The 25,800-nt window shown below is 41.1% G+C and carries 24 protein-coding genes and 2 tRNA genes; 3 read left to right on the forward strand and 23 right to left on the reverse strand.

Annotated features, from left to right (window positions below; genetic code table 11):
• From G4420_RS11595 to G4420_RS11610, 4 genes are all read right to left on the reverse strand, one after another.
• Window positions 1–363 (reverse strand): transposase (locus G4420_RS11595; protein ID WP_163323816.1); only part of this gene is annotated, 363 nt, incomplete at its 3' end.
• An 81-nt stretch (window positions 364–444) separates the two neighbouring features.
• Window positions 445–981, reverse strand: a complete 537-nt coding sequence (locus tag G4420_RS11600; RefSeq protein WP_163323817.1) for a hypothetical protein — start codon at window positions 979–981, stop codon at window positions 445–447.
• A gap of 174 nt (window positions 982–1,155) precedes the next feature.
• Window positions 1,156–1,230: transfer RNA gene (locus tag G4420_RS11605), tRNA-Pro, on the reverse strand.
• Between the two features lie 12 nt (window positions 1,231–1,242).
• A tRNA-Ser gene (locus G4420_RS11610) sits at window positions 1,243–1,329 on the reverse strand.
• A 399-nt stretch (window positions 1,330–1,728) separates the two neighbouring features.
• On the opposite strand from G4420_RS11610, the gene folE reads away from it, so the two are divergent.
• Window positions 1,729–2,442, forward strand: coding sequence for a GTP cyclohydrolase I FolE (folE, locus tag G4420_RS11615; RefSeq protein WP_163323818.1), 714 nt, complete (start codon window positions 1,729–1,731; stop codon window positions 2,440–2,442).
• Here folE and G4420_RS11620 read toward each other — a convergent pair.
• The 4 genes from G4420_RS11620 to trhO form a co-directional block, all read right to left on the reverse strand.
• Window positions 2,439–3,686 (reverse strand): outer membrane protein assembly factor BamB family protein, encoded by a 1,248-nt coding sequence (locus tag G4420_RS11620; protein ID WP_163323819.1) that lies wholly within the window; start codon window positions 3,684–3,686, stop codon window positions 2,439–2,441. The two genes, folE and G4420_RS11620, sit on opposite strands and share 4 nt — an antisense overlap.
• 72 nt (window positions 3,687–3,758) lie before the next feature.
• Window positions 3,759–4,175, reverse strand: a complete 417-nt coding sequence (locus tag G4420_RS11625; RefSeq protein WP_163323820.1) for a DUF3795 domain-containing protein — start codon at window positions 4,173–4,175, stop codon at window positions 3,759–3,761.
• 166 nt (window positions 4,176–4,341) lie between these two features.
• A complete protein-coding gene (locus G4420_RS11630; RefSeq protein ID WP_163323821.1) occupies window positions 4,342–5,316 on the reverse strand; it encodes a tRNA dihydrouridine synthase in 975 nt (324 codons plus the stop codon).
• Window positions 5,317–5,356: 40 nt separating this feature from the next.
• Window positions 5,357–6,385: an oxygen-dependent tRNA uridine(34) hydroxylase TrhO gene (gene trhO / locus G4420_RS11635; RefSeq protein WP_163323822.1), complete on the reverse strand. Its 1,029-nt coding sequence runs from the start codon at window positions 6,383–6,385 to the stop codon at window positions 5,357–5,359.
• Window positions 6,386–6,546: 161 nt separating this feature from the next.
• On the opposite strand from trhO, the gene G4420_RS11640 reads away from it, so the two are divergent.
• Window positions 6,547–7,620: a serine hydrolase domain-containing protein gene (locus tag G4420_RS11640; RefSeq protein ID WP_163323823.1), complete on the forward strand. Its 1,074-nt coding sequence runs from the start codon at window positions 6,547–6,549 to the stop codon at window positions 7,618–7,620.
• A 47-nt stretch (window positions 7,621–7,667) separates the two neighbouring features.
• Here G4420_RS11640 and G4420_RS11645 read toward each other — a convergent pair whose 3' ends face one another.
• The 5 genes from G4420_RS11645 to G4420_RS23570 form a co-directional block, all read right to left on the reverse strand.
• Entirely contained in the window at window positions 7,668–8,879 is a 1,212-nt protein-coding gene (locus G4420_RS11645; protein WP_163323824.1) for a S8 family serine peptidase, read from the reverse strand.
• Between the two features lie 114 nt (window positions 8,880–8,993).
• Complete coding sequence (locus G4420_RS11650; RefSeq protein ID WP_163323825.1) at window positions 8,994–9,500, reverse strand: TlpA family protein disulfide reductase; 507 nt, start codon at window positions 9,498–9,500, stop codon at window positions 8,994–8,996.
• 107 nt (window positions 9,501–9,607) lie between these two features.
• Window positions 9,608–10,558, reverse strand: coding sequence for a phosphoribosylaminoimidazolesuccinocarboxamide synthase (locus tag G4420_RS11655; protein WP_163323826.1), 951 nt, complete (start codon window positions 10,556–10,558; stop codon window positions 9,608–9,610).
• Window positions 10,559–10,741: 183 nt separating this feature from the next.
• Window positions 10,742–11,731: a PhoH family protein gene (locus G4420_RS11660; RefSeq protein WP_163323827.1), complete on the reverse strand. Its 990-nt coding sequence runs from the start codon at window positions 11,729–11,731 to the stop codon at window positions 10,742–10,744.
• 113 nt (window positions 11,732–11,844) lie between these two features.
• Window positions 11,845–11,994, reverse strand: coding sequence for a PspC domain-containing protein (locus G4420_RS23570; RefSeq protein WP_163323828.1), 150 nt, complete (start codon window positions 11,992–11,994; stop codon window positions 11,845–11,847).
• Between the two features lie 125 nt (window positions 11,995–12,119).
• On the opposite strand from G4420_RS23570, the gene mazG reads away from it, so the two are divergent.
• Window positions 12,120–12,896 carry a nucleoside triphosphate pyrophosphohydrolase gene (gene mazG, locus G4420_RS11670; RefSeq protein ID WP_163323829.1) on the forward strand — a complete coding sequence of 259 codons (777 nt, stop codon included), beginning with the start codon at window positions 12,120–12,122 and terminating at the stop codon, window positions 12,894–12,896.
• A gap of 175 nt (window positions 12,897–13,071) precedes the next feature.
• On the opposite strand, the gene G4420_RS11675 is transcribed toward mazG, so the two are convergent.
• From G4420_RS11675 to G4420_RS11720, 10 genes are all read right to left on the reverse strand, one after another.
• Complete coding sequence (locus G4420_RS11675; protein WP_163323830.1) at window positions 13,072–13,329, reverse strand: DUF3781 domain-containing protein; 258 nt, start codon at window positions 13,327–13,329, stop codon at window positions 13,072–13,074.
• 78 nt (window positions 13,330–13,407) lie between these two features.
• The gene (locus G4420_RS11680; RefSeq protein ID WP_163323831.1) at window positions 13,408–13,986 is read right to left on the reverse strand and encodes a flavodoxin family protein; all 579 of its coding nucleotides are present in this window, start codon (window positions 13,984–13,986) and stop codon (window positions 13,408–13,410) included.
• Window positions 13,987–14,038: 52 nt separating this feature from the next.
• The gene (locus G4420_RS11685; RefSeq protein ID WP_163323832.1) at window positions 14,039–14,692 is read right to left on the reverse strand and encodes a DUF4159 domain-containing protein; all 654 of its coding nucleotides are present in this window, start codon (window positions 14,690–14,692) and stop codon (window positions 14,039–14,041) included.
• Window positions 14,693–15,174: 482 nt separating this feature from the next.
• Complete coding sequence (locus G4420_RS11690) at window positions 15,175–16,938, reverse strand: ABC transporter ATP-binding protein (RefSeq protein ID WP_163323833.1); 1,764 nt, start codon at window positions 16,936–16,938, stop codon at window positions 15,175–15,177.
• Window positions 16,928–18,676 (reverse strand): ABC transporter ATP-binding protein, encoded by a 1,749-nt coding sequence (locus G4420_RS11695; RefSeq protein WP_163323834.1) that lies wholly within the window; start codon window positions 18,674–18,676, stop codon window positions 16,928–16,930. The genes G4420_RS11690 and G4420_RS11695 overlap by 11 nt, the downstream gene beginning before the upstream one ends.
• Before the next feature lie 640 nt (window positions 18,677–19,316).
• The gene (locus G4420_RS11700; protein ID WP_163323835.1) at window positions 19,317–20,426 is read right to left on the reverse strand and encodes a GTP-binding protein; all 1,110 of its coding nucleotides are present in this window, start codon (window positions 20,424–20,426) and stop codon (window positions 19,317–19,319) included.
• A 247-nt stretch (window positions 20,427–20,673) separates the two neighbouring features.
• A complete protein-coding gene (locus tag G4420_RS11705; protein ID WP_163323836.1) occupies window positions 20,674–23,046 on the reverse strand; it encodes an ABC transporter permease in 2,373 nt (790 codons plus the stop codon).
• 75 nt (window positions 23,047–23,121) lie between these two features.
• Window positions 23,122–23,820 carry an ABC transporter ATP-binding protein gene (locus G4420_RS11710; protein WP_163323837.1) on the reverse strand — a complete coding sequence of 233 codons (699 nt, stop codon included), beginning with the start codon at window positions 23,818–23,820 and terminating at the stop codon, window positions 23,122–23,124.
• Window positions 23,821–23,969: 149 nt separating this feature from the next.
• On the reverse strand, window positions 23,970–24,812 hold the full coding sequence (locus tag G4420_RS11715) for a hypothetical protein (RefSeq protein ID WP_163323838.1): 843 nt from the start codon (window positions 24,810–24,812) through the stop codon (window positions 23,970–23,972).
• Window positions 24,813–24,826: 14 nt separating this feature from the next.
• A complete protein-coding gene (locus G4420_RS11720) occupies window positions 24,827–25,783 on the reverse strand; it encodes a glycosyltransferase family 2 protein (RefSeq protein ID WP_163323839.1) in 957 nt (318 codons plus the stop codon).
• Window positions 25,784–25,800: the final 17 nt, after the last annotated feature.

The following is a 25,800-nucleotide window of genomic DNA, read 5'->3' on the forward strand; positions in this document are numbered from 1 at the left end:
TAAATCTATAGTTTGTTCGGAACCAATTGCGCTTTTTTTAAGTGCCCTGATATGAAGACTTTGCTCTGCAACAAGCAGTTTTAAGTCAGTGTTTTCGTTCTTTAAATCATGTACCTCAACAGAGTTGGCTTCACGCTTAACATCGCCTGCTAAACGGCTTTTGCCAGCTTCCATAAAATCCTTGCTCCATTTGTAGTATAGGTTGGCATTAATGCCTTCTCGCCTGCAGAGGCCAGCTATACTTTCTTCTCCTCTCAGTCCTTCAATTACAATCCTGATTTTTTCCTCTGCTGAATACTTCTTTCTTGTGTGCCTCTTAATCTCTTTAATCTTGGCTTCGGCACTTTGTTTTTTTACAGTCATTTTTGAACTTTTTAATGGTGATTAAATTAAGAAAACCATCTCTTAATTTTTATACCAACGTGTCCAAATTAGGCTGAAGATTTACAATTTTACGTATTTCTCATCACGCAACATGTTCCAGTAAAGATTGTAATGTCCAACTACCAATTCAATATTGACTATTTGTAAATCGTCTGTAAATTCATGATGTATTGATCTAACGTAGAAGCTCTGTGCTTGCACCTTTTCTTTGAAATAAGGAATAGTAATTTCGTCCCCAACACGAGGTGGTGATGGAAGGTTTCTTAATTTGACGTAAGCCCAATTCCCCAAGAATTCGAGAGAGAAGATATATTCAACGTTTTCAATAGTGTAGTCGATATTATTTGAAAATACCTCAGATAAGTCATCATATAACAGAGAAATCTTTCTCTTAAAGACTGAATAACTAATTTTTAATGTTTCAATTATTTCTTTTACTGAAGGATAGGGGAGATCTTCATCGTAGTAGTAATCTTTTTCGAGAAGTAGTTTAAGGATTTCATCGTAATCTTTCCCTTTACCTATTAATTGCCTTGCGAAGTTACGCTGCGATAAAATATCTATCATCATGCCTTTTGATGTAATTTGATTGTCCATGATTAATAATTTTTAATTCATGGATAATTACTCGTACAGAAGATGATAGTTACAATGAGTGGAGCGTTTTTTGTTTGCAAAAGCTGATTAAAAAATAATTCGATTTGTATGCAAATTATATGCAAACAAAAAAGAGTTACAAGAAATAAATCTTGTAACTCTTTGATTATTAGGTCGGGATACCAGGATTCGAACCTGGGACCCCCTGCTCCCAAAGCAGGTGCGCTAACCGGACTGCGCTACATCCCGAAATATATAATGCGGAGAGGGGGGGATTCGAACCCCCGGTACAGTTACCCGTACGTCAGTTTAGCAAACTGGTGGTTTCAGCCACTCACCCACCTCTCCAAAAGTGAATATCGTTGCCAAATTTTAATTCGCTTTTCAGCAATATTATTAAAACTTATCCCCCAATACTTTTTTTGAACGTCGTTGCTTTGTTAAAGCGTGTGCAAAAGTAGAAATTGTTTTTACACTGGCAAAGAAAAATGAAAAAAAATGGCAAAAAAAATCGAATTCTTTTTTCGCGGTATAAACGAATGGCGATAAGGGATTGAGCCGTTTAAACTTGATTTTTTTGTACGTCTTTTTATGTGATTAAAAACCAGAGAGTTTCATTAGGTGGTTTTGGGAAGTTCATAGGTGTCTTGTAAAAAAGAAGTAGTTTGTTTAATATTTTGTTTTTATAGATTAAACAAAATGGTTTTTGGTCTGTTTATTAACTCGTAGAAACTAGAAACAGAAATTATGAGTTACAGAGAAGAAATAATATTTACCAATACAGGAGCTGTAAGGAATGGTAAAACAAACGGACATGATAAACATGAGACCATAGGCGATAATCACGTTGCAACTTCAATTGATACTCCAATGCGCGCAGACGCTTTTGAACTGAGCGACGAACGAAAAATGGAAATTATTGAAGAGAAGTTTCGCGATATAATGGAAACAATGGGACTCGATTTGAACGATGACAGTTTGAGTGGAACGCCACATCGTGTGGCCAAAATGTTTGTGAAGGAAATATTCAGCGGATTAAATCCGGCCAATAAGCCGAAAGTCTCTGTCTTCGAAAATAAATTCAATTACGGCGAAATGTTGGTGGAAAAGAACATCAATATGAATTCCACTTGCGAGCATCATTTTCTACCGATTGTAGGAAAAGCACACGTAGCGTACATTTCATCGGGCGAAGTGATCGGATTGAGCAAAATCAACCGTATTGTCGACTATTTTGCACGCCGTCCGCAGGTACAGGAACGTTTAACGGTGCAAATTGCCAACGAGCTAAAAACAATACTTAAAACCGATGATGTGGCCGTTGTTATCGATGCCAAACACATGTGCGTATCTTCGCGCGGAATTCAGGATGAAAGCAGCAGTACTGTTACTGCCGAGTATTCCGGAAAATTTAAAGACAAAAGCGTACGCGAAGAGTTTCTGAAATATGTAGAACTTTAAGCCTTATCTTTTATATCGAAAGCCATCAGCACCTGACCATGGCGCTGGTATAAAACACCGTTTTTAATTACCGGGTGCGAGAAGTGCTCCTTTGTTCCCCGGGTAATTTTAAAATCGCTGATCGGATTCATTTTTCCGGTTTCATCGAAACCAACTAATGACAATGTTCCGTTTTGACCATAATAGTATAGCAGATCATCGGCTGAAATAAGTGCGCCCCAACCCAATTTTAGCGAGTCGCTCAATTCGCCACTTGTTGCATCAATGCTTCTGAAAAACTTTTTCGAGGTGGCGCTACCGTATAAATGATCGTCAATTTTTACAATACCGCCCATATAACTGTCGAAACCTGTATTGCGCCACACTTCTTTAATGGCTGTTCCATCTTCCGAGAGTTGAAGTTTTACACCGCAATTTCCGTCTCCGGCGGCGTAGTATAGGTAACCTGAGTCGTAAATGACACAATTGCTGTGTGTATCGCCCATGCCTGGCTGACGTTTGTCGAGCGGAACATTATCCTGCGCATGTGTCCATAACAGTTCTCCTGTCTCAGCATCAAATCCCATCATATTATAAGCAGAGAATGTAACAAAGATATGGCGTGTTGGAAGTTCAATAAGCGTTCCCGGATTGTAGCCCGATCGTTCGCTATGTCCGGCATTGCTCCATAGTAATTCTCCTGTAAAACGGTTTAAACCAACCACATTGTACTCTTTTCCACCGGGTGTCCAGAAAACTTTGTCGCCATCAATTACAGGGGCTTCCGAGTGGCCAAAACGCGGATAGATACCATTAAAATCTGTCATAAATCGTTTTTCCCAAACCAGCTCTCCGTTCGAGCGTTTCAGGCAAAACAAATTTCCCATTCCCGAACCCACATAAATTAAATCGTCGACAATAGTTGGTTGCGAACGCGATCCCGGGTAGCTGCTTACCCATTCTTTACCGAGTGAAACTTCCCATTTTTTCTGCCCGTTTAAATCGATACAGAATAAAGTGGCAGTGCTGTCGAGAGCTCCGGTTATAAAAATCTCAGAATCGGTTATTGTTGGCGTGCCATATCCATCTCCAATACCTTCAATATACCAAAGTTCGGCTGGTCCTTCTTGGGGCCATTCTTTTAAAAGGTTTTGCTCGTTAAAAATCCCTTTGCGGTTTTCGCCGCGCCACTGGTAAATTTCGGTTTTGTTTGAATTACATGAAAAAACAATAAGACAGATGAAAAGCAGGAACAAATTCTTCATAACAGTTATTTCGGTTTTTTAGAAATAAAAGTAGAAGTAAGTGCCAAATAATTACAGTTTTATGAAGAAATTTTAGGCTTTACCTTCAAAATACTTTTTCTGCATTGTGACAACTGATTTGTGAAAATCAGGAAATCTTTTCCAAAGGTCTTTATCACAGTTCTTTAGTTGCTTGCACTGAATGCACGAGTCGAACTGTTTATCTTTGGCACACGCACGAACCGTACAATTAGTAAGAACAACACCGGCAGGCTTATCGGAATTTTTACACCCGAAACAAAATATCTTTTCGGCATCAAATGAAATTCCGTAATGTTCTTCTATTTTCCATTGTTCGTAAGCTTTTTTCTTTAGTTCTACATCATTTTTTTCTGATGCTTCCAGAAACTGACAATCGGCAGGGCAGGTGTAGCCACAATAATTCAGTTTTTTCGGATCGGGAAGTTCATCCTGAGGAAATGTAAAGGCAGAAAGTTTACCGGAAAGCAAAATTGCACAGCCTGTAAATGAACTGTTTCTGATAAACTGCGACGGTTGGATGGATTAGTCATAACTATTGATTTTGGTTTACTAAGTTATGACAACTTATCAAAGGAACACCCTTACTAAGGATGATACTTTTGGTTGAAATGATCTGGTATTTCAGATCGAGCAATTACTCGAAATAAGAATATACCTCGTCATAACATTTCATTTCCATCACATCGGCACGCATTTTTGCCGCACCAGGAAATGAATTGAGGTAGATTTTATAGAAGCGTTTCAGGATATTGAAATTTTTGTCGGGGCTCCAGGTTTGCTCAAAAAGCCGCGTGTGTTCCAGTAATTTAGCAATCCGGTCTTCCATCGAAATTTCTTCTTTCCCGGGATTGAAAAACCAGGGATTGTGGAAAATTCCACGACCGATCATTACTCCGTTTACGCCGGTTTGGTTCACGCGTTCAAGTCCCTGTTGGTACGACATAACATCGCCGTTTCCATGAACGGGAATATGTGGTTTTAAGCTGTTTTTTAGTTGAACGGCTTTTGCAATTTCCTCCCAGCTGGCATCGCCATCCGATTGCATACGTTGCGTCCGGCCATGTAAAATAATAGCTGCCGGATCAACCTCCAGCAGGTTGGCTATCCAGTTTTCGGTAATGTGCTCTTTTATTCCGGTGCGTGTTTTTACACTCACGGGTAGGTGGGTGCCTTCTTTTGTGGCCAGAATTATTTCTTTGGCACGCGCCGGTTCGCCAATCAAAGCGCTGCAGGCGCCAATTTTAAATACCTTTTTTACGGGGCATCCCATGTTAATGTCGATGCCGTCGAAATCGTAATTTTCGGTAATGTATTTGGCAATGTTGTGGTAAATTTCCGGGTTTCGTCCCCAGATTTGCGCCACAATTTTAATGTTGAGTTTTTTGAGCAGAGCCCGTTCCGACTCATTTACGATCAACCGTTCCGAAACACGTTCTCTGCCAACCGGATGATTCATCCCTTCAACAGAAGTGAACTCGGTAAAAACCATGTGTAATTTCCCCGGTGCTGTCATTCCCATTACAATTTCACGAAAAACCGTATCGGTAACATCCTCCATGGGGGCCAGCGAAAAAGCAGGGCCATCAAACTCTTGCCAAAAATTGTTCATGCCACAAAATTATCAAAACATATAGAAGTGCACAACGAAACTATTTCTGTTGCTCGAGTTGCATTAACGAAAGGCTTTTTCTGAACTTGCGGCTGTTGCCAAAACCAATGCGTAAATCGGACGGACGGCCGGTGCCCTGCATTTTTTCGTCGGCACATTGGGGTGTGCAGCAACCGTGGTATTTCTCGGCACACTCGGGGCATTGAATAAACAGTATATGACAACCGTGATTATCGCAATTGGTATGCGAATCGCAGGCTTTTCCGCACTGGTGGCATTTTGAAATAATTTCGCCGTTTACACTTTCGCCCAAACGTTCGTCGAACACAAAGTTTTTACCAATAAATTTTGAATCAAGGTTTTCCGTTTTTATCTGTCGGGCATATTCTAAAATTCCGCCATGCAACTGGTTAACATCTCTAAATCCCTGGTGTTTTAGGTACGCACTGGCTTTTTCGCAGCGAATTCCACCGGTACAATACAACAGCACTTTTTTATCTTTTTTGTCTTCCAGCAAGTCGGTTACAATTTCCAGTTCTTCACGAAAAGTATCCGCTTCCGGGCAAATAGCACCTTCAAAATGACCGATCTCGCTTTCGTAGTAGTTGCGCATATCAACAACGACCGTATCTTCTTGACCAATGTATTCGTGGAACTCTACACCCGACAAGTGTTTACCTACATTGGTAACATCGTAGGCATCGTCGTCCAAACCATCGGCAACCAGTTTTGGGCGCACTTTAATGGTTAGTTTATAAAACGATTTTCCATCGTCTTCAATGGCATATTTAATCGGAATGTCTTGCAGGATTTCATACTTTTTCAAGGACTCCACAAAAGCGTCCCAGTGGTGTTCCGGCACGCTCATTTGTGCGTTAATTCCTTCGCGGGCCACATAAATACGGCCAAAACAGTCAAGCGGAAACCAATCACGAAACAATTCATCTCTAAATTCCTGTGGATTTTCAAGAATGTGATATCGATAAAACGAAATCGTTTTTCGCTGAAAGGTTTCTTCAGCCAGCCTTTTTTTTAGTTCTTCCTTGTTTACCCGGTTGTGTAAAAACATGTTACCTGTGTTTAAAATGCGCGGCAAAAATACACAAATTGACAAAAAGAGCAAAAAAGATGGTTTATTCTTTAATGTGTGCTGTTTTTGAAATGCTGTTTTTCTTGTAACTTTATATAGCTTCTTCGCGTTGCGGAATCAGTAATCTAAATTATACCAAAATGAAAAACCTGTACTATCTGCTAATCTTATTGTTATTCATTGGAACTTCGTGTGCCAAAGAAGATCCAAAAATAAAGGAGGTTAAAGACTACATCGAACAATTACGTGTTGAAAGCGAATCGGTAGGGTGGACTGCAACTGTTTCAATTGATAATGAGATTGTTTTGTCGAAAGGATTTGGTTTGGGCCATTACGAGCAACAGGTGCCTGTTTATCCGAGAAAAACCAAATTCAGAATAGGAAGTATTTCTAAGGCACTTACAGCGGCCGGATTGGGTATTTTGATAGAGGAAGGAAAGATCGATCTTGATGCGCCGGTTCAAAAATATGTACCTGATTTCCCGGAAAAGAAATACGAAATTACTACGCGACAGGTGGCCGGGCATTTGGCTGGAATACGCCATTATAATGGGGATGAATTCCTGTCGTCAAAGTACTATCCAACGGTGAGAGATGGATTGGAAATTTTTATGAATGATACCTTATTGTTTGAGCCGGGAACAAAGTACAGTTACTCGAGCTATGGATTTAATCTTTTAAGTGCTGTAATGGAAGGTGCTTCAGGCGAGGAGTTTCTGCATTTTATGCAGATGCGTGTTTTCGATCCTTTAGAAATGACCGAGACAACTGCCGAACGTATGGATTCGCTCATCCTGTTTCGTGCCGGTTATTATGACATGAATGAGGGGAAAGTTATAAATGCACCATTCGTCGATAACAGTTACAAATGGGCTGGCGGTGGTTTTATTTCAACCTCAGCAGATTTGGTAAAGTTTGGGAATGCAATGCTGAATAATACGCTTTTCCCCGAAGAAGTAAAACAACAACTGATTACACCTCAAACCTTAAAAAACGGAGAAAAAACAACATATGGAATGGGATTCTTTTCGGGGACCGATGAATTTGGACGCGAATATTATGGCCATGGTGGAGGTTCGGTAGGAGGGTGCTCAAATCTTATTATTTACCCGGAGGAGAAAATGGTGGTAGCCGTAATAACCAACGATTCACGTGCCAAGGTGGGGAATGAACTACATAAAATTGCAGAAATCCTGCTAGGCGAAAAACAATAAAAAACCCGGAGTTTAAATCCGGGCTTTGAGCTATTTATAGTACTTAATTACAAATGAATAATCGGATCCGGATCGTTGTCAGGATCTCCGTTAACAGTACCACTTGAACTTGCCGGGCCCATTAACAAAACACCTGCTGCGTGTGGTGCAGCCATCGATGTTCCACTGATGGTATTATAACCTCCGTCTTTCCAGGTTGACTTAATGCGGTAACCGGGTGCACAATAATCAACGGCACTTCCGTAATTCGAGAAATAGGCCCAGTCATCATTACTATCGCAAGCCGAAATGGTGTAAACTTTTGTGCTTTCGTCGCCAATACGTGCGGGAGAATGATTGTTTGCATCATCGCTTTCGTTACCGGCGGCCAGCACAAAGGTGCAGCTTGAAGAGGCTGCTAGCACAGCATTATCGAGTGTAGTAGAAACGCCTCCGCCAAGACTCATATTTGCCACATCGCCTGACGAGGCATTGGCTGCTACATAATTTACTCCGGCTACAACTCCTGAAACTGTACCGCTTCCCCGGCGGTCGAGCACGCGAACCGCAACAACCGTTGCTCCGGCTGCAACGCCCACAACACCTTCTGAATTATCAATTGCCGCAATTGTTCCGGCAACATGAGTTCCGTGTCCGTTTTGGTCATCAGGAGTTGATTTTCCTCCCAAAAATGTCTCACTTCTATTTTTATCTACATTCAAATCCGGATGGTCCTGATCAATTCCGCTATCAATTATCCAGGCAACTTTTCCGGTTCCGTCGTCAGCTCCGCCAACACGGGAAATTCCCCAGGGTGTTTCCTGCGCAGTAGTTCCGCCTCCTGTGTCGCCACCACCACTATTAGGCCCTTTTCCTGGAGGTGGTGCCAATGCAATTACTTTGTCTTGCTCGATGTAAGCTACCGAAGCATCATTTTCGAGTTTCTTTAATTGTCCGGGAGCTATTTTTACTGAGAATCCTTTTAAGGCAGTGCCGTATACGTGGCCAATTTCACCATCGGTAATACCTGCACGTTCCAATATTTTTGCAGAACTGACTTTCACAGCATTTTGTTTCTTTTCGTAACCTTTTAACTGTGCTAATTCTGCCGTTAGGTCGGCATCGTTCAGTACAACTATGTAACTGTTTTTCGATGATGACGCGGATTTAAGTTCTACTGTGTCATCAGCGTTTTCGTCGCTTACAAAGGTGTCGTTACACGAGTAAATTAATGCTCCTGCAAAGAAGAGAACCAGGATTTTTAATTGCAGTTTTTTCATAAAAGTTATGTTTTTAGTGAGTAAATTAATTATCAGCGTTTTGTGTTCATTCTAAAGCATAAAAAAAGCTGCTTGTAAAATACAAACAGCTCTTTTATTAATATTGTTTAAATCCTAGTTTATCAGTTCATTCACCTTCTCAATAATCTTGTTGAATTCGTCTTCATTAAAACCGATAGAAGCGACTGCAATTTTTCCGTCTTTATCGATAATGAAGTTACGCGGAATGTTTTGTTTGGCATATTTCGAAAAGATCTCACGGTCGGCATCAGGGTAGAAGGGGAGTGTGTAATTGTTATCGGTTTTAAATTTATTTACCGTTTCCCAATCGTGTTCGCGGCCAATTACCAAAACCTCAAAATTTTCGTTTTGCTTCAGTTTTAGATAAACTTCCTTTTCAAGATGCGGTAACTCTTTGCGGCATGGCGGACACCAGGTGGCAAAAAAGTTAATCCACACTACTTTTCCTTTCAAATCTGATAGCTTTTTTACCGAGCCATCTTCCAAAGTAATGGAGAAGTCGGGGGCAGTGTCGCCTTCTTTTACCAGGGTGAATTCGTCTTGTGCATAATTATTTAGCGCGAAGAACGCCAGTAAAATAAATATCGTCAGTTTTTTCATGTTGTTGTTATTCTTTACATTTTGCCACTAATGTAACCATATGATCTGAAAACAAAAACACCCGCTTAAAATTAAGCAGGTGTCTTCAGTTTATGATCGTTATTCTTTTAAGCTTGTTTCAAAAAATCATTAACGGCCGATTCAATTCGTTCTTCAATTTTTGAAGTATCCGATTTTACAAATTTGTCGCCGGTGATATTTTCATACAATTCAATGTATCTTTCTGATACCTCGTTAACAAACGACTCCGGAATTTCTGGAAGAACATCGCCGTCGCGGCCCTGGAAATTGTTTTCCATTAACCACTCGCGAACAAATTCTTTCGAAAGTTGCTTTTGGTTTTCGCCTTTGTCAAAACGCTCCTGGTAACCATCGGCGTAGAAATAACGCGATGAGTCGGGTGTGTGAATTTCGTCGATCAGGTAAATCTGTCCGTCTTTTTTACCGAATTCGTATTTGGTATCCACCAAAATCAATCCCATTTCTTTGGCCATTTCGCTACCGCGTTTAAAAAGTGCCAGCGAAATACGTTCCAGTTCTTTATAGTCTTCTTCCGAAACCAATCCTTGTTTGATGATCTCTTCGCGCGAAATATTTTCGTCGTGAGCGCCTTGTTCAGCTTTTGTAGTTGGCGTTAACAGCGGCTCAGGAAAAGCCTGGTGCTCTTTCAAACCTTCAGGAAGTGGAACGCCACAGATATCGCGACCGCCATTTTTGTACAATCTCCACGAACTTCCGGTTAAATAACCACGCACGATCATTTCTACCGGGAAAGTTTCGCAAAAATGCCCAACGGTTACGTTCGGATCGGGTGTTGCTATTTTCCAGTTCGGAACAATATCAGCAGTAGCGTCCAGAAATTTCTCTGCTATCTGGTTAAGTACCTGACCTTTAAAAGGAATTCCTTTTGGCAGCACCACGTCGAATGCTGAAATACGATCGGAAACAACCATCACCAAAAAATCGTCGTTGATGTTGTAAACGTCGCGAACTTTACCTTTGTAGTGGCTTTTTTGTCCCGGGAAATTGAAACTTGTTTTTGTAAGTGCGTTACCCATTTTTGTTGAATATTTATTGTTGTATTTATACTTATTGCCGGCGTTATAATCTGTTTCCGATTTTATTACAAATTTAGCTGGTTTTTGTTTAATTCAGAAAATTGTAAAACTTGATTCTGGATACTCGATTTTTGATACTGGATACAGGATCCTTCGAAATTCAAATTTCTTTTATAGAATGATCTACTGCTTGTTTTTTTCTTTGGCTTCAGTTTTTATCTCAATTTTCTCCTCGTCATGTTTATCGTAAGCTTCTACAATGTCGCGCACCAAACGGTGACGTACAATGTCTTTTTTATCGAAATATATGTTCCCAATATTTTTAATTCCCTTCAAAATTTTCAGGGCCTGTATCAACCCTGAATGACTTTTTCGCGGGAGGTCGATCTGCGTAACATCGCCGGTAATAATAAACTTAGCGTTGAGGCCCATTCGGGTTAAAAACATTTTTAGCTGGTTGACTGTGGTATTCTGTGCTTCGTCGAGAATAACATAGGCGTTACTCAATGTTCGTCCACGCATAAAAGCCAGCGGGGCAATTTGTATCACACCGTCTTTCAGAAATTCCTCCAGTTTTTTCGGAGGGATCATATCCTGCAAAGCATCGTAAAGTGGTTGCAGATACGGATCGATTTTATCCTTTAAATCGCCTGGAAGAAAACCCAGGTTTTCACCGGCTTCAACTGCAGGGCGACTCAAAATTATCTTACGTATTTCTTTGTTTTTTAACGCTCGTACAGCCAGGGCTATGGCGGTGTAGGTTTTTCCGGTTCCGGCCGGACCAATGGCAAAAATCAAATCGTTATTGGCACTGGCTTCCACCAAGCGGCGTTGGTTGGGGGTGCGGGCACGAACAGGTTTCCCGCTGTTTCCAAAAACAATAATATCGGGTTCGCCATTGCTGTTATCTTCAAACGATGACACTCCCGAATCCAATAGCTCGTGAATAATTTCTTCCGAGAGCATATTGTACTGGTAATAATGATCGAGAATGAGGGCGAACTTTTTCTCAAAAGCTTTGATTTCCTTTGGTTCCCCCTGAACGAACAAGGCGTGGCCCCGTGCTGTGATCTTAATTTTTGGGAAAAGCCTTTTTATCAGTTCAATTTTCGAATTGTTTACTCCAAAAAACTCAAGGAGATCAATTCCTTCCAGTAAAATTTGTTTATCCAATGTGTCTTCTTAAAAATTTAAGCACGGCAAATTTACGAAAATAAATTGCCACTATCGAATGTTGGAAGGCTTTGATATTCAATTTCTGACCGATGTGTAAATTGTCGGCTTTTTTATTTCGAGAACATTTTTACGAGCCAAAGTATTAGGTATAAGCCCACTCCAGCACCGGCAAATAATGCAGCAATAACAAATGCAATTCTAATTACTTTAACGCTCCATCCTAGTTTTCCACTAAGCCATTCGCAAACTCCTAAAATCATGTGTTTATATTTATTGTTATACTGGCAAGATAAAATTTATTAATAAATCTGTGAACTTTAAATACCGTTTTTGTTTGTTAAACATCGGAATCCTTAACTTCGGATGAAATTTGAAACCTTATTGAATGGAACGAAAAGTAGAAGAGTTTAAACGCTTACTTGAAATAATGGACGAATTGCGCGACAAATGTCCGTGGGATAAAAAACAAACACTGGAGTCGTTGCGCAAACTAACGATAGAGGAAACCTACGAGCTGGGCGATGCCATTTTGAAAAACGATTTGCAGGAGATAAAAAAAGAATTGGGCGACATTATGCTGCACATTGTTTTTTATGCAAAAATCGGATCTGAAAAAGGTGCTTTTGACATGGGAGATGTGCTGGAAGGCATAAACGAAAAATTGATATACCGTCATCCGCATATATTTGGAGATGTTGATGTTGATGGTTCGGCCGATAAAGTTGCTGAAAACTGGGAAGCCTTAAAACTGAAAGAGAAAGGCGGCAATAAACGCGTTCTGGAAGGAGTGCCTGCTGCCATGCCGGCGCTGGTTAAAGCCAACCGTATTCAGGAAAAAGTGCGTGGTGTGGGTTTCGACTGGGAATATAAAGAACAGGTTTGGGATAAAGTAAAAGAGGAAGTTGACGAGTTGAGCGTTGAGATCAACAAAGCCGATAAAGATAAAATGGAGGCCGAGTTTGGAGATTTACTGTTTGCCGTTGTAAATGCTGCCCGTTTGTACGACATCGATCCGGAAGCAGCGCTGGAACGTACCAACCTTAAATTTATAAAGCGCTTTAATTACCTCGAAAGCAAAACGTTGATGCAGGGAAAAAGCCTTCACGATATGAGTCTTGCAGAAATGGACGAGATTTGGGAAGAAGCAAAGAAAGAAGAGTAGTTTTAAGGCAAAAGTATAAAGGAAAAGGGCAAAAGTAGAGGAAGGATTATTGATAAAGGATTATTGGTGAAGGATTAAGGATTAATTGGGAACAAGTGATTAGTTGCAGTCGGCAGGCACAGTTGACAGTTTATCAATTTGACAATTTATCAATCCATGTAATAGCGTTTTAGATTTATTTCAGTCTGTCTGCGGTAATTATTCTAAACGTGTTTTTATTAATTGTAAGCCTGACCTTACGTGTTTTATTGGTAATGTAGATGTTTTTACCTTTTAGTTGAAGATTGGTTTCTTCGGTTTCGTTTATAATGGAGCAAACCATTTCTTCGATTTTGTCGTTTGGAAGCTCAATATTTAGTTTCTTATTTATTCTGCCATAAACAAGATCAGTGTAACAAATTTTCTCTGCTATTTCATTTTTAAAACTTTTCATAAATCTCTGACAAAGCTTTCAATTAAAACAATTAAGAATTTTATATTCAATCTTTCTTCAATCTATTTCAATCTCCAATCAATCAGTTACAACCTTTTTCATCAGCCAGCTCATATTCTCCGCCAGCGTCCGGATGGTGTTTATTCCTTCTTCATCCTGTAGCACATCGCCCTGGTTTTTGCCAAATGCAAAGTTCCAGTAACTTGAACCGGGAACGATCATCTGGTTAATCAGGAAGAATCGATTCATAGTATCAAAAGTGGGCAATGCACCGCCACGTCGCACTGAAATTACACCGGCACCAACTTTTCGTTTTAGCAAATGACCATTGCCACGTGTAACATAACCGGCCACATCAATTAAAGCTTTAATCTCGGTGCTCACATCGGCAAAATAAACCGGCGTACCCAAAATAATCCCATCGGCTTCAATCATTTTTTCGATGCAAAGATTTAGCAGATCATTTTTAATGTGGCATTTGCGGTCCTGAATTTCGCGGCATTTGCCACAAGCCGTGCAGCCGTGAACGGGTTTGTTTCCCAGCTGAATAACTTCGGTTTCTATTCCTTCCGCCCGAAAGATCTTAAACGTTTCTTCTATTAACAGCGATGTATTTCCGTTGCGTCGTGGGCTTCCGTTAAAGGCTACTACTTTCATGAATTAAATTGCTAAACTGTTAAATTGATAAATTGAAAAACTGATATATTATTTATTGTCCGAATACATAGGCGATAATGTTGGCGCCCATTTTTAACGCTTTTTGGCGCAGGTCCTCCGGATCGTTGTGCACGTCGATATCTTCCCAGCCATCGCCTAAATCGGTTTCGTAAGTGTATAGGCAAACCAACCGGTCGTCGACAAATAATCCAAATGCCTGTGGTGGTTTATTATCGTGCTCGTGTATTTTCGGAATGCCTTCGTTAAAATCGTATTTCTGATGAAAAATCTCGTGCGACGGTGGCAGTTCTACAAACTCCTTGTCGGGGAAAACCTTTTTCATTTCGCGACGGATATATTCATCCAGTCCGTAATTATCGTCGATGTGCAAAAAACCACCGCCTTCAAGGTAAACGCGCAAATTCATTGCATCGCTTTCCGATAAAATAATGTTGCCGTGCCCGGTTAAATGCACAAAGGGGAAATTAAACAACTCGGGGCTGCCAATTTCAATGGTCGATGGCTCCGGATTTATGTTGGTATTCAGGTTTTCGTTACAAAACTCAATGAGGTTGGGCAGGGCAGTGGGGTCGGAATACCAGTCGCCGCCGCCATTGTATTTCAACAAAGCAATTTTCACACTGCTGCCTTGCGCGGCAACACCAAGTGTAAAAAGTAGAAACAGGAACAGAAATGAAAGTTTCATTTGCAAAATTTTCCGAAAAATACGATTCCTCGCGGAGATGAGAAAATACGACATGAATCAATTTGCAGAAAATACTACTTGTTTGTTAATGAATGTGGCAGGTGGTGTTATGTTGAGAGGATAAAAACAAGGTTTCCGCTGGTGCGGAAAGGTTGCCGTTACTTTATTTCATGGTTTCCGCAATCACGGAAAGTTAGCCTGACATTTAAAAGAAGGTTTCCGCGGCTGCGGAAAGTTAGTTTGAAGTTTAAAACAACGTTTCCGGGTGTGCGGAAAGGCTGTCTGTAATTTTTTTCAGGCTTTCCGTAAACGCGGAAAACCTGTTTGTTAATCGAAACCATTGCTTTTGGGGTGTCCGAAATTAGAAACTTAGGAGAAAACAGTTCGTCGGACATTCCCGAAAGGCGAATCTAAAATAACGAATAAGCTGAGCCCGATAATGAACAGGGCAAAATAAGTGTTGAGATTGTGGGCAAACAGCCTTAACTTTCGTTAATTCCCTTCATCAGTAGATCAAGAGCTTTGTCCAGCGAGCCGGCAGCTGTTATTTCTCCCGAGTTTACAAAGAAAATTTCATCGGCATTTTCAATGGTGTTCAAGCGGTGTGCAATGATAACTTTTGATGTTGATGCCGGTAGGTTATTGATGATCGTTTCGAGTTGTTGCTCGGTAACGGTATCGATATTTGCTGTCGCTTCATCAAGAATTAGTAACTCCGGTTTTCGTAAAATGGCACGCATAAAAGCGATCAGCTGTTTTTGCCCCAGGCTTATTCCGTCGCCCGTCATTTGAATGGGCGTTTCCAAACCACTATCAAAACGTTGCAGCAAACTTCCCAACCCTGCTTCTTTAAGCGATTGTTGCAGCTCTTCGTTGCTTAAAGCCGACATGGTTTCGTTGCCATATAAAATATTTTCCCTTACCGTTCCCGAGAATAAAATGGGGTCCTGAAGAATCACCCCGATTTTTGCAGTTCTTTCAGCAGGATCGTATGATTTTATGTCTTTTCCATCCAAAAGGATCGTGCCTTTTGTGGCGTCGTATAAACGTGCAATCAACGATGCGGTAGTTGTTTTTCCGCCACCGGTTGGCCCGATAAAAGCATAAGTTTTTCCACGCTCCAGATCGAAGCTAACTTTGTGTAACACCTCTTTGCCGTTCGGGTAGCAAAACGAAACATCGTTAAAGTTTACCAGCGAAGCATTTTTTTGTATTTCCTTTTCTTTTGCAACTTCCAGATTGTTTTCCAGTGAAAGCAGATACGAGATGCGATCCCACGCAGCCAACGCCTGTTGAAAGTTTGCCCAAAGTATGGCCAGTTGTCGTAATGGGTTATAAAAGTTCATCACATAGGCAATAAAACTGATCAGCAAACCAATGCTAAAATTGCCCTGTATGATGAGGTAGATACCCAGCGCCAAAACAATTAGTTGCCCCAGGTTGGCCGCAAAAGTATAAACCGGATTGAGAATATTGTTGGCAATTCCGGCATAAACCGATTGCTTATAATTTTCCTCATTTACTTCGGAAAAACGTTTTCGGAAATAGTCGCGGCGGTTAAAAGCAACCACCACCTTAAAATTCGCCAGGCTTTCCTGTATTTCGGCAGAAAGGTCGCCCAGACTTTTTAAACTGGCCTCGTTCTTTCTGCGTATCCACGGCGAAATAATTTTAGTAAAAACCAAAAGAAACAGGGCAGGAGAGAGTGCTGCCAATCCAAGTGGAAGGTTGATTACCAGAAGCAGAATTCCTGCACCGGTCATGGTAATAATTCCGCCAATAAAACGCATCAGCGATTGCGAAAAGAACTCGTTTACCTTTTGTGTGTCGTTATTGATACGCGATATCAGGTCGCCCGATTTATTTTGGTTAAAAAAGTCGAGCGGTAATTCCTGCAGTTTATGAAATACCGAGTTACGGAGGCTATACAACATACGTTGCCCGATGCCGCCCATCATAATCATTTGCGCGTAATTCACAAAAAATGCCACCACATACATCGTCAGCAAAATTCCGGCAAAAAGCAATATGCCGTGGTAATCTTTGGTTTGCACATAATTGTCTACTGTATACCCAATTATATATGCGCCTGCCAGACTTAATGCAGCATTTATTGCAATTGCTGCAAAGGCGATAATCAGGTTGCGCCGTTCGCCACTGATAATAGCCACCAGTTTCTTTAGTGATTTCAGAAACGGAAGCTTCTTCTCATTTTTATCGGGTGTGCGATTCAGATTATAATTCATAATGGCTGGTGCTTTTTTGTGAGTTATAAATCTGAATGTATTCGGGCGAATGTTCTTTCAAACGTTCGTGTTTCCCTGATGCAACCACTTCGCCTTCCATCAGAAGAATGATCTGGTCGAATCGGGTGACGGGAGCTATTTTTTGTGTGATGGAAAGCAGCGTAAGCTCCGGGTAATTCTGATGAATATTGGCAAGGATTTTATCTTCGGTTTTTCGGTCGACCCGCGAAGTAAAATCGTCGAGCAAAAGTATTTTTGGGTTTAAAGCCAGTGCGCGCGCCAGCATAATACGTTGTTTTTGCCCACCTGAAAGGCTGGTTCCCCGTTCCGAAACAATGGTGTTTAAACCGTCGGGTAAGGTTTTTATATAATCAGCCAGTTCAGCTGTGGCAATGGCTTTGTTTAAATCTTCCTCCGAAACCTGGTCGTTAAACGCAATGTTTTCACGCAGGCTCATATTAAAAATCACATTATCCTGAAAAACAAAACCAAGCTGTCGGTTTAAAATTTCTGTTGAATAATCTTTAACCGGAATATTGTCGATGGTGATCGAACCGGAATCCGGTGGTATAAGATTGGTAAGCAAATAAAGCAACTGACTTTTTCCGGCAGCTGTTGGTCCGATAATCGCCGTTTTGCTTCCGGCTTTTATCTCGAACGAAATATTTTTTAGCACCGGTTTTTTGTCAAAGCTCAGCGTAATATTCTGAAGTTTAATATCTCCCGATATATCTGTTTCTACAGCACCGTTGTCAACCGGCGGCGGAGCATCCAAAACCTGCCTGATCCGGCCGTAAGAAGCTGTTGCCGAGGCAATAATATTGCTCATAAATCCGATCATCATAATCGGAAAGATCAACATCATTACGTAGCTGTTAAAGGCTGCAAAATTACCCAGCGAAAGGGTGTCCATAACCACAAAATGTCCGCCAAGCGCCAAAATGATGACAATGGCAACGTTGGCCACAAATGTTACGATGGGAATGAGCACCGAAAACAAGCGAACAATGGCAAGTCCCAAATCGCGCGATTCAACATTTTTTTCTGCAAATTTGAGAATTTCAGGTTGTTGCGAATTCAAAACCCGTATAAGAGCCGAGCCCAGAATACTTTCGTTGATAACGCGGTTGAGCGCGTCGATAATCTCACGGCTTTTCTTAAATAGCACTTTTACATTTTTGAAAACAATATAAAAGGCCACCGACAAAATCGGCACGATAGTGAGCACGGCCAACGCCAGTTTCCAGTTAATAGAAATCAACAGAACAGCTACGCCGAAAATGATAAACAACGATGAGATGATGGAAACGAATGCCTGAGATACAAACATTTTTACCGAATCCATATCGGAGGTCAGGTTGGTTAAAAGTTTAGAAGGATTGGCTTTTAAAACAAACGAATAACTCTGTTTTGAAATTTTGTCCGACAATTTATTGCGCAGGTCTTTAGCAACTTTTTCGGCGGCTAATGTTTGCACCACTCCCTGAAGAAAAGTGAAAATAAATATGCCTGATGCGGCCAGAATAAATTCGGTGATAACCGTTTTTGCGTCAAATTGGTTAGCAGTAAATGAGTCGATTCCACGGGCAATAATTCGCGGAATAAGCAGGTTAATCCCGCTACCGGCCAGTGCCATTATAATTAATGCGGTTACCAGTGCTTTGTATGGTCCCAGCACCTGAAACAGGCCTGCCCGCTGTTTTCCTTCGGTTCTTTTTTTTCGTTGGGTTTTGCGCATTTTAAAAATTGTGTTGCAAATCTACCCATTTATAACCGTTTACGCTCTATAATGATTAAACGGATGGCAATAAATTATTAAAAGTTTAGATGCAGTTTTTGTAACGCCCAATAACTCAAAAGTTTCGGCAAAGTTATTTGTTGGCTAAAACAAAACATTCATGATTCCCAATTATCATAAATAGAGATGAAAGTGAGGCCTGTTGACAGCATTTCATAAAAATGGACAGATTACAAGGCGCACACAACGATTGTGCTATTAATAGCTTACTGATTGCGCCTTTAAATTACCGCACACCACCCCCGGGTTTCACCCGAGGTTAGTCACATTTTATCCCTTCGGGATATTGAACTGAATAACAAAGTTAAGACGAGTTTATTGACCTGAATGTCGGAATTGCAAGTTTTTTATGACGCTGGAAGCGTCGAATGTGAATAACCCGGTGCGTAGCGCCGGGATGAAACGACAGAAGGGAAATCGTCCGGCGAAGAAAGCAGATCGAAGCCAGATGGTTCTCCCGGACGAAACGCAAACAGCAATACACATAAAAAGATGGGGGCTTTCAGGAAAAAAAAGTGCATAGCCAATAGCTACACACTTCACGCTCAAACACTTTATTTACAATTACCCTTTTTGCGAATTATTCTTTTCCCAGACAGAACACATTTTTGTACCTGTGGGTTGGTTTTGGATATCCGGGACTAAGGTATTTCCAGGCTTTAATTGTTGTTTCAATTTCAGTTCCGGAAACATCTTCCAGCGTTTCTTTTATTAAGCGGTCCAGCTTTTCAGGCGCAATTTCAACGCGTGCATTTATTGTGAGTTGTGCGCTATCAGATTTGCCCACATTTCCTCTTATCGAAAGTGTTTTGGATGAGCCCGTAATATTTCCGGTGATGTAATCTTGATTGTTTTCAAGTAAAAGTTTTATGTGACCTACACCAATTTGTTTTTCATCGATTTTTGCCGCTAATCGGTTTAAAAAGTCGTTAATAAGTTTGTTCCAGTCAACCTGTTTCCCTTGCAACGTTGCAGATCCGTTGAGCCATCCCAATACAGCTTCTCCCTCGGCATAGGTATCGTAATCAATTTCAACAATACGCTGTCCGGCATTGGTGTTAGTTTCAAGTAACTTCAACCATTCATGTAAACCTTCGCCGGTTTTTGAACTGACGGCAAGTACGGTAGCAAAAGGATAAGCAGCTTCAACTTTTTGTTTCAGTTTGTCCAGCTCATTCTTGTTCAAAAGGTCTGCTTTTGAAATGAGAATAATATCGCTTTCCTCCAGTTGCTTTTTGAAAATATAGGCTGCACTCGGATGTAGTCCGGCAGTTCCGCCGTTTAAAATATCCGTTAGTCGAACAGGATCGGCAAGAACGCTGAGTGGAGAAAGCAACAAATCTTTACTGTAATTTTCTTTTAAAGGCTGCATTAAAGTTGCCGACAGATCGGTGCAACTGCCAACGGGTTCGGCAATAATTACATCGGCAGTAGCGTCATGTTTTACTTGATATACAGAATCGATAAATCCCTGGTAGTTGCAACAAAAACAGCTGCCGCTAACCTCCGCAACATCTACTTTTGTGCGCAACAGAAATGAGGTGTCAACCAGTTCCGATGCCTGATCGTTGGTAACCAAACCCACTCTTTTTCCTTCCTTCATTAACCTTTGGGTGGCATTAAAAAGCAAGGTGGTTTTTCCTGCTCCCAAAAATCCTCCAACTATTATTAGACGGGTTGTATCTTTCATTTTCTGTTTTCTTTTGAACCCCTAATTTTATAAAAATCGTGATAAAATTTGAAATGATGAGACAAATACGAGGTTAAAAGTGATGAATAGCCGAACCTTTTTGTCTTATTTTTTGTGTTGTTACCTGGGATTTTTTTATGAGAAAAGCGGGACTCCAAAGTGATAACAATGGAATCCCGCTTTTATAATTACTTTTTTCTTATTCGTATCGCAGTGCTTCAACCCAGATGCTTTGATCGGAATTTCGTCACTCATATCTGAGTGCCTCAACAGGGTTGCGGGTTGCAGCTTTATAACTCTGCACCGAAACGGTCAGCAATGCAATAGCTATGGTAAGAAAACCTGCCAGTGCAAAAATCGACCAGTGAAGCTCAGTTTGGTAGGCAAAATTTTGTAACCAACTGCTCATTACATACCATGCCAGCGGCGATGCAATTACAAATGAAATAAGTACCCATTTGATAAAATCCTTGTTGAGCATAGCCAGAATTTGCGAAACTTTTGATCCGTTCACTTTTCGAATGCCGATTTCTTTTCGCTTTCGTTCGATGGCAAAAACCGATAGCCCAAACAAACCTATGCAGGCAATAAATATGGCAACAAACGAAAAGTATTGGAACAGTCCTGAGATGCGCAGTTCGGAGTTGTACATGTCCTCCAGTCGCTGATCAAAAAAGCCAAGTTCAATGTTGGAGTCGGGAATAATCGTTTTCCAGTTTTCCTTTATTGCGGCAATTGTCTGACTAAAATTCTCGGGTCGTATCCGCATTATCAAAACATCGGGATTTTGATTTAATGGGATCATTACCATAGGCTCAATTCCGTTGCGTAACGACTCGAAATGAAAATCTTTTGCAACTCCCACAATTCGTGCTCTTTCGCCGCCATTTCTACCAAAGTATTTCTGAATCGGATCGGTCATTTTCATCCGGCGAATGGCTTCCTGGTTAAGGATAACCTCGTTTGAGAATTCACTTTCATTATCTTCTGTCAACTCCGTGGAAGGCGAAAAACTTTGTCCTTCAGCCATTGAAATTCCAAGCGTTTCGAAATACTCACGGTCAACACGCATGGCGCAAATCAATACTTTGTTCTCGGGGTCTTTACCTTGCCAGTCGTAACCCCACGACGAGTTTCCACCCCAAAACGGAAGTTTGTCTGCTTTTGTAAGGTTTTCCACGCCGCTAATATTTTTTAACGATGCCGAAAGCGCCTCATGTTTTGTTTTTGTCGCATCATCAAGATTGATGTAAACCAGGTTATTCTGGTTGTACCCCAAATCGTAATTATTGATGAATTTTAGTTGCGAATTCACTGCAATAGTGCAAATAATCAGAATGATTGATAATGTAAATTGAACCACTACCAGCAGGCTCCTGAAACTGATTCGGCTGGCACTTTTTCGGGCCGCTTTTTTTAATACCCGCGCCGGTGCAAACGACGAAATGTACAACGAGGGGTAGGCCACTGATAAGATGAGTGTCGTAAGGATCATTGCGATCAGCATAAAAATGAGGTATTTGTTACCCAATAACGACAAGGAAATATGTTTGTCGGAAAGTTGTCCGAAAAGAGGTGTAAAAGCCAGTACCAAAGCAGCTCCCAATACGATACTAATTAGAATCATCAGACCTTTTTCGTAGAAAAACTGCGATGTAAGATTCGCTTTTGTAGCTCCCAAAACTTTACGGATTCCAACTTCCGGCCGGCGTGTTTCGGAGCTGGCAGTTGATGAATTCACAAAATTGATAGATGCAATAAGGACAATGATAAGCGCGATAGCCAAAAACTGGTAGATGTATTGTATACGGTTGTTTTCTCCGGAAAAAGTATACAAATGGCGTTTTGCATACGGGAACAGGTAAATGGATGTATTCTCTTGTCCTTTTTCCTGTAGAAAACCGGTGAGTTTGCTCTCCAGTTGATTGGCATCGGTGCCTTCGGTAAGCAGCAGACAGGTGAAAGGCCAGTTGTTTCCCCAGCGCGTGAGATCGGCACCCAGTTGCTCGGCTACTTTTATCGATGCCAAAATATCAAACTGTGTTGACGAGTGGTCTTTGGGATAATCGATAACTGCTCCAACCATAAAGGTGTAGTTGCCGTAAATGGTTAGCATTTTGCCAATTGGCGATTCATTGGGGAAGAACAGCTGAGCAATTTTTGGTGTGATTAAAATTTTATCGGGTGCTTCAATAGCATTTAGGTCTCCTTCAATAAGTTCGAACGAGAAAATATTTACGAACTCCTTGTCGGCCAGGGTCAGACTGATGTCTTTGTATTCGGTGGTTTCGTATTTTACGGGCAAACCGCCAAGGCTGGTATAAGTGGTGGCATTTTCAATTTCAGGATAGGTTTGTTTTAACTCGTTGGCCAATGGAAAAGGAGTGCATCCGGTATGCAGATCCTGCCCGTCGGAATAAACCTGGTGTTCGTAAACCTGGTACATTTGCCCGAGGTTGGCGTTAAATTTGTCGAAACTAAGTTCGTCAACCACCCAAAAAAGGATGAGTGTGGTAACGGCAATCCCGATGGCCACACCACCAATATTTAAAAAGGAAAAGAATTTATTTTTCAGGATATTTCTCCATCCCAGTCTGAGGTTACGTTTAAATTCTGACATGGTAATTGTTTTTGGTTTTTGTTGCGTTCAATCCGGTTAAGTGAAATTAAGCAGTGTTTGTGCGTTGATAAATGATTAAAGCATAATTTCTCCCAATTCTTTTTTTACCTCCTGGGTAATTACCATTCCATCGAAAAGATTGATAATGCGGTGGGCATATTCCGAATCGCGAAGCGAGTGAGTTACCATCACAATGGTGGTTCCTTCCTGGTTAAGCTCTGTAAGAAGCTGCATCACTTCCAAACCATTTCTTGAATCGAGGTTACCGGTGGGCTCATCTGCCAGAATAAGCTTTGGATTAGCTACTACCGCACGTGCAATTGCAACACGTTGTTGCTGACCTCCGGAAAGTTGCTGTGGGAAATGTTTCATTCGGTGACCGATTTTCATGCGTTCCAGCACCTCCTCTACACGCTCTCTACGTTCGCGTGCTTTCATTTTTAAATAAATAAGCGGAAGCTCAACGTTTTCAAAAACAGTTAACTCGTCAATCAGGTTAAAACTCTGAAATACAAAACCAATGTTTCCTTTTCGAAGCATTGTTCGGTTGCGTTCTTTCAATTGTCCAACTTCCTCATTATCGAAAAAATACTTACCTGAAGAAGGATTATCAAGAAGCCCGATAATATTTAGTAGTGTTGATTTTCCACAGCCTGATGGTCCCATTATGGCAACAAATTCGCCACTTTTTACATGCAGGTTAACATCGTTTAGTGCACTGGTTTCAATCTCATCGGTTCGGAAAACTTTTGAGAGCTTGTTCGTTTTAATCATTGTTTATGGCTTTTGTTCGTTATAAAAAGTTGATTTGCTTTTTTATAAGACGACATAAAATGCCACGCGTTACAATGATATTGTAAAAAGTAGTAAAAGCCTGTTCAAAAGAAGTTGCAAAATAACGGGCCTGAGCCACAGAACATTGACTATTCCTGCGGAGCAAGCGGCGTTGTAGGATCGTTGCGCTCGGCAAGATTGAAATACTGAAAAGCCTGAAATGTAAACGGGATAACCAATAAAACAGTAGTGATCACTGATGAAATGGCATTCAGTACCCAATACCAGTTCGGATAATCTGCCGGATTGGTTATCTCAGTTGAGAAAATAGTGGATGAAACGCCCATGATCAACGAAGGAATAGATAGTACAATACCTACTGCATACACAATAACTACGGCAATCAGGTTGATTAGAAGTGTATTCCACCAACTTGAATTTACAAGTTTCCACGAGCGATTGAGTGCATCACTAATTCCCTTCTTCTCGAAAATTAGGATGAAAACAAGCAACGAAAAGGTATTGGCAAAATACAATCCGGGCACAATACACATCATGGCACCAAAAAATACCATGATCACGAAGATGAAGTTGGCTCCGAGCGCCAGCAGGCTGTTGGCGAAAAATTTCGAACTGATATCGGTCAGATGAAAATTACCTTTTCCGTGTTTGATGTAGGCTTCAAGATAACTGTAGTAGGTGCCCATTAACAGCGACTGCACAAAAAGACCAAAAAACATAAACATAAATAGGTTCTGGTAAAAAGGGCCAATATCGGCCATAAGGCTTTCAGGATTGGCAAGGTCGAACTGACTTAACACATTGCGCTGAAAATAAACCTGCGCGCCGGCATATAGAATAATAAAAGGCAAAACATAAATGCCAATCATCCGAAAGATCGGCTTTGCTTCTTGTTTTAAAAAATCAAATGAATCGGAAATTACAACGCCAAGGTCGCGCTGTTTACGAAAACGGATATCTTTTTGCTCCATGAAATAGAAAGGCTTTATTCAAATGTTTTTACATCAATTTGATATTTGTTACGGTCGCTCGAACTTCTCGATACTAATTCGCCAAGGAATCCGGACAGAAAGAACTGAGCTCCGATTATCATCGATGTTAAAGCAATATAAAAATAAGGGCTGTCGGTAACTAAATGTCCGGTAATTCCGTTGTTCAGCTGAATGATCTTTTGAACTCCGAGGTATACCGCAGAGGCAAAACCAATAATAAAGATCAGTGCACCCAGAATACCGAAAAAGTGCATGGGGCGTTTTACAAATCGCGAAATAAACATTACGGAAAGTAAATCAAGCGGGCCACGAACAAAACGTTCCAGCCCGAACTTGGTTACTCCGTATTTTCGTTCGGCATGTACAACCACTTTTTCGCCAATATTTTTGTAGCCGGCCCATTTTGCCAGAACCGGAATATAGCGGTGCATTTCGCCGTAAACTTCAATGCTTTTAATAACGTTTTTACGATAGGCTTTCAGGCCGCAGTTCATATCGTGCAGCTTAATACCGCTCATCCGTCGAACGGTCCAGTTGTAAAATTTACTGGGCAGGTTTTTCGTAAGAACCGGGTCGAAACGTTTTTTCTTCCAGCCCGAAACCAAATCGAAACCGTCTTCTTTGATCATCCGGTACAATTCCGGAATTTCCTCGGGGCTGTCCTGTAAATCGGCATCCATGGTAATTACCACATCGCCCTGCACTGCCTCGAAACCGCAATATAATGCGGCAGACTTTCCGTAGTTACGTCTGAATTTAATTCCTTTAATACAGGAATTTTCTTTTTGGAGCTGTTCTATCACTTCCCACGAGTTGTCGATGCTGCCGTCGTCGATCATCATAACTTCGTAGGAGAAGTTATTCCCGTCCATCACCTTCTTTATCCACGCCGCCAATTCGGGCAGCGACTCTTCTTCGTTAAACAGCGGAATAACTACGGAAATATCCATTAAAAACGCTTTTGAAT

It is taken from the genome of Draconibacterium mangrovi (genome assembly GCF_010586825.1).
In the GTDB taxonomy this organism is placed as follows: domain Bacteria; phylum Bacteroidota; class Bacteroidia; order Bacteroidales; family Prolixibacteraceae; genus Draconibacterium; species Draconibacterium mangrovi.

Coding starts and splice junctions, on each gene's coding strand:
- folE (WP_163323818.1), top strand. CDS start 1,729: ATGAGTTACAGAGAAGAAATAATATTTACCAATACAGGAGCTGTAAGG.
- G4420_RS23570 (WP_163323828.1), bottom strand. CDS start 11,994: ATGATTTTAGGAGTTTGCGAATGGCTTAGTGGAAAACTAGGATGGAGC.
- G4420_RS11685 (WP_163323832.1), bottom strand. CDS start 14,692: ATGAAACTTTCATTTCTGTTCCTGTTTCTACTTTTTACACTTGGTGTT.
- G4420_RS11715 (WP_163323838.1), bottom strand. CDS start 24,812: ATGGAGCAAAAAGATATCCGTTTTCGTAAACAGCGCGACCTTGGCGTT.
- G4420_RS11695 (WP_163323834.1), bottom strand. CDS start 18,676: ATGCGCAAAACCCAACGAAAAAAAAGAACCGAAGGAAAACAGCGGGCA.
- G4420_RS11700 (WP_163323835.1), bottom strand. CDS start 20,426: ATGAAAGATACAACCCGTCTAATAATAGTTGGAGGATTTTTGGGAGCA.
- G4420_RS11705 (WP_163323836.1), bottom strand. CDS start 23,046: ATGTCAGAATTTAAACGTAACCTCAGACTGGGATGGAGAAATATCCTG.
- G4420_RS11640 (WP_163323823.1), top strand. CDS start 6,547: ATGAAAAACCTGTACTATCTGCTAATCTTATTGTTATTCATTGGAACT.
- G4420_RS11710 (WP_163323837.1), bottom strand. CDS start 23,820: ATGATTAAAACGAACAAGCTCTCAAAAGTTTTCCGAACCGATGAGATT.
- G4420_RS11720 (WP_163323839.1), bottom strand. CDS start 25,783: ATGGATATTTCCGTAGTTATTCCGCTGTTTAACGAAGAAGAGTCGCTG.
- G4420_RS11655 (WP_163323826.1), bottom strand. CDS start 10,558: ATGGGTAACGCACTTACAAAAACAAGTTTCAATTTCCCGGGACAAAAA.
- G4420_RS11630 (WP_163323821.1), bottom strand. CDS start 5,316: ATGAACAATTTTTGGCAAGAGTTTGATGGCCCTGCTTTTTCGCTGGCC.
- mazG (WP_163323829.1), top strand. CDS start 12,120: ATGGAACGAAAAGTAGAAGAGTTTAAACGCTTACTTGAAATAATGGAC.
- G4420_RS11690 (WP_163323833.1), bottom strand. CDS start 16,938: ATGAATTATAATCTGAATCGCACACCCGATAAAAATGAGAAGAAGCTT.
- G4420_RS11600 (WP_163323817.1), bottom strand. CDS start 981: ATGGACAATCAAATTACATCAAAAGGCATGATGATAGATATTTTATCG.
- trhO (WP_163323822.1), bottom strand. CDS start 6,385: ATGTTTTTACACAACCGGGTAAACAAGGAAGAACTAAAAAAAAGGCTG.
- G4420_RS11680 (WP_163323831.1), bottom strand. CDS start 13,986: ATGAAAGTAGTAGCCTTTAACGGAAGCCCACGACGCAACGGAAATACA.
- G4420_RS11645 (WP_163323824.1), bottom strand. CDS start 8,879: ATGAAAAAACTGCAATTAAAAATCCTGGTTCTCTTCTTTGCAGGAGCA.
- G4420_RS11620 (WP_163323819.1), bottom strand. CDS start 3,686: ATGAAGAATTTGTTCCTGCTTTTCATCTGTCTTATTGTTTTTTCATGT.
- G4420_RS11650 (WP_163323825.1), bottom strand. CDS start 9,500: ATGAAAAAACTGACGATATTTATTTTACTGGCGTTCTTCGCGCTAAAT.
- G4420_RS11675 (WP_163323830.1), bottom strand. CDS start 13,329: ATGAAAAGTTTTAAAAATGAAATAGCAGAGAAAATTTGTTACACTGAT.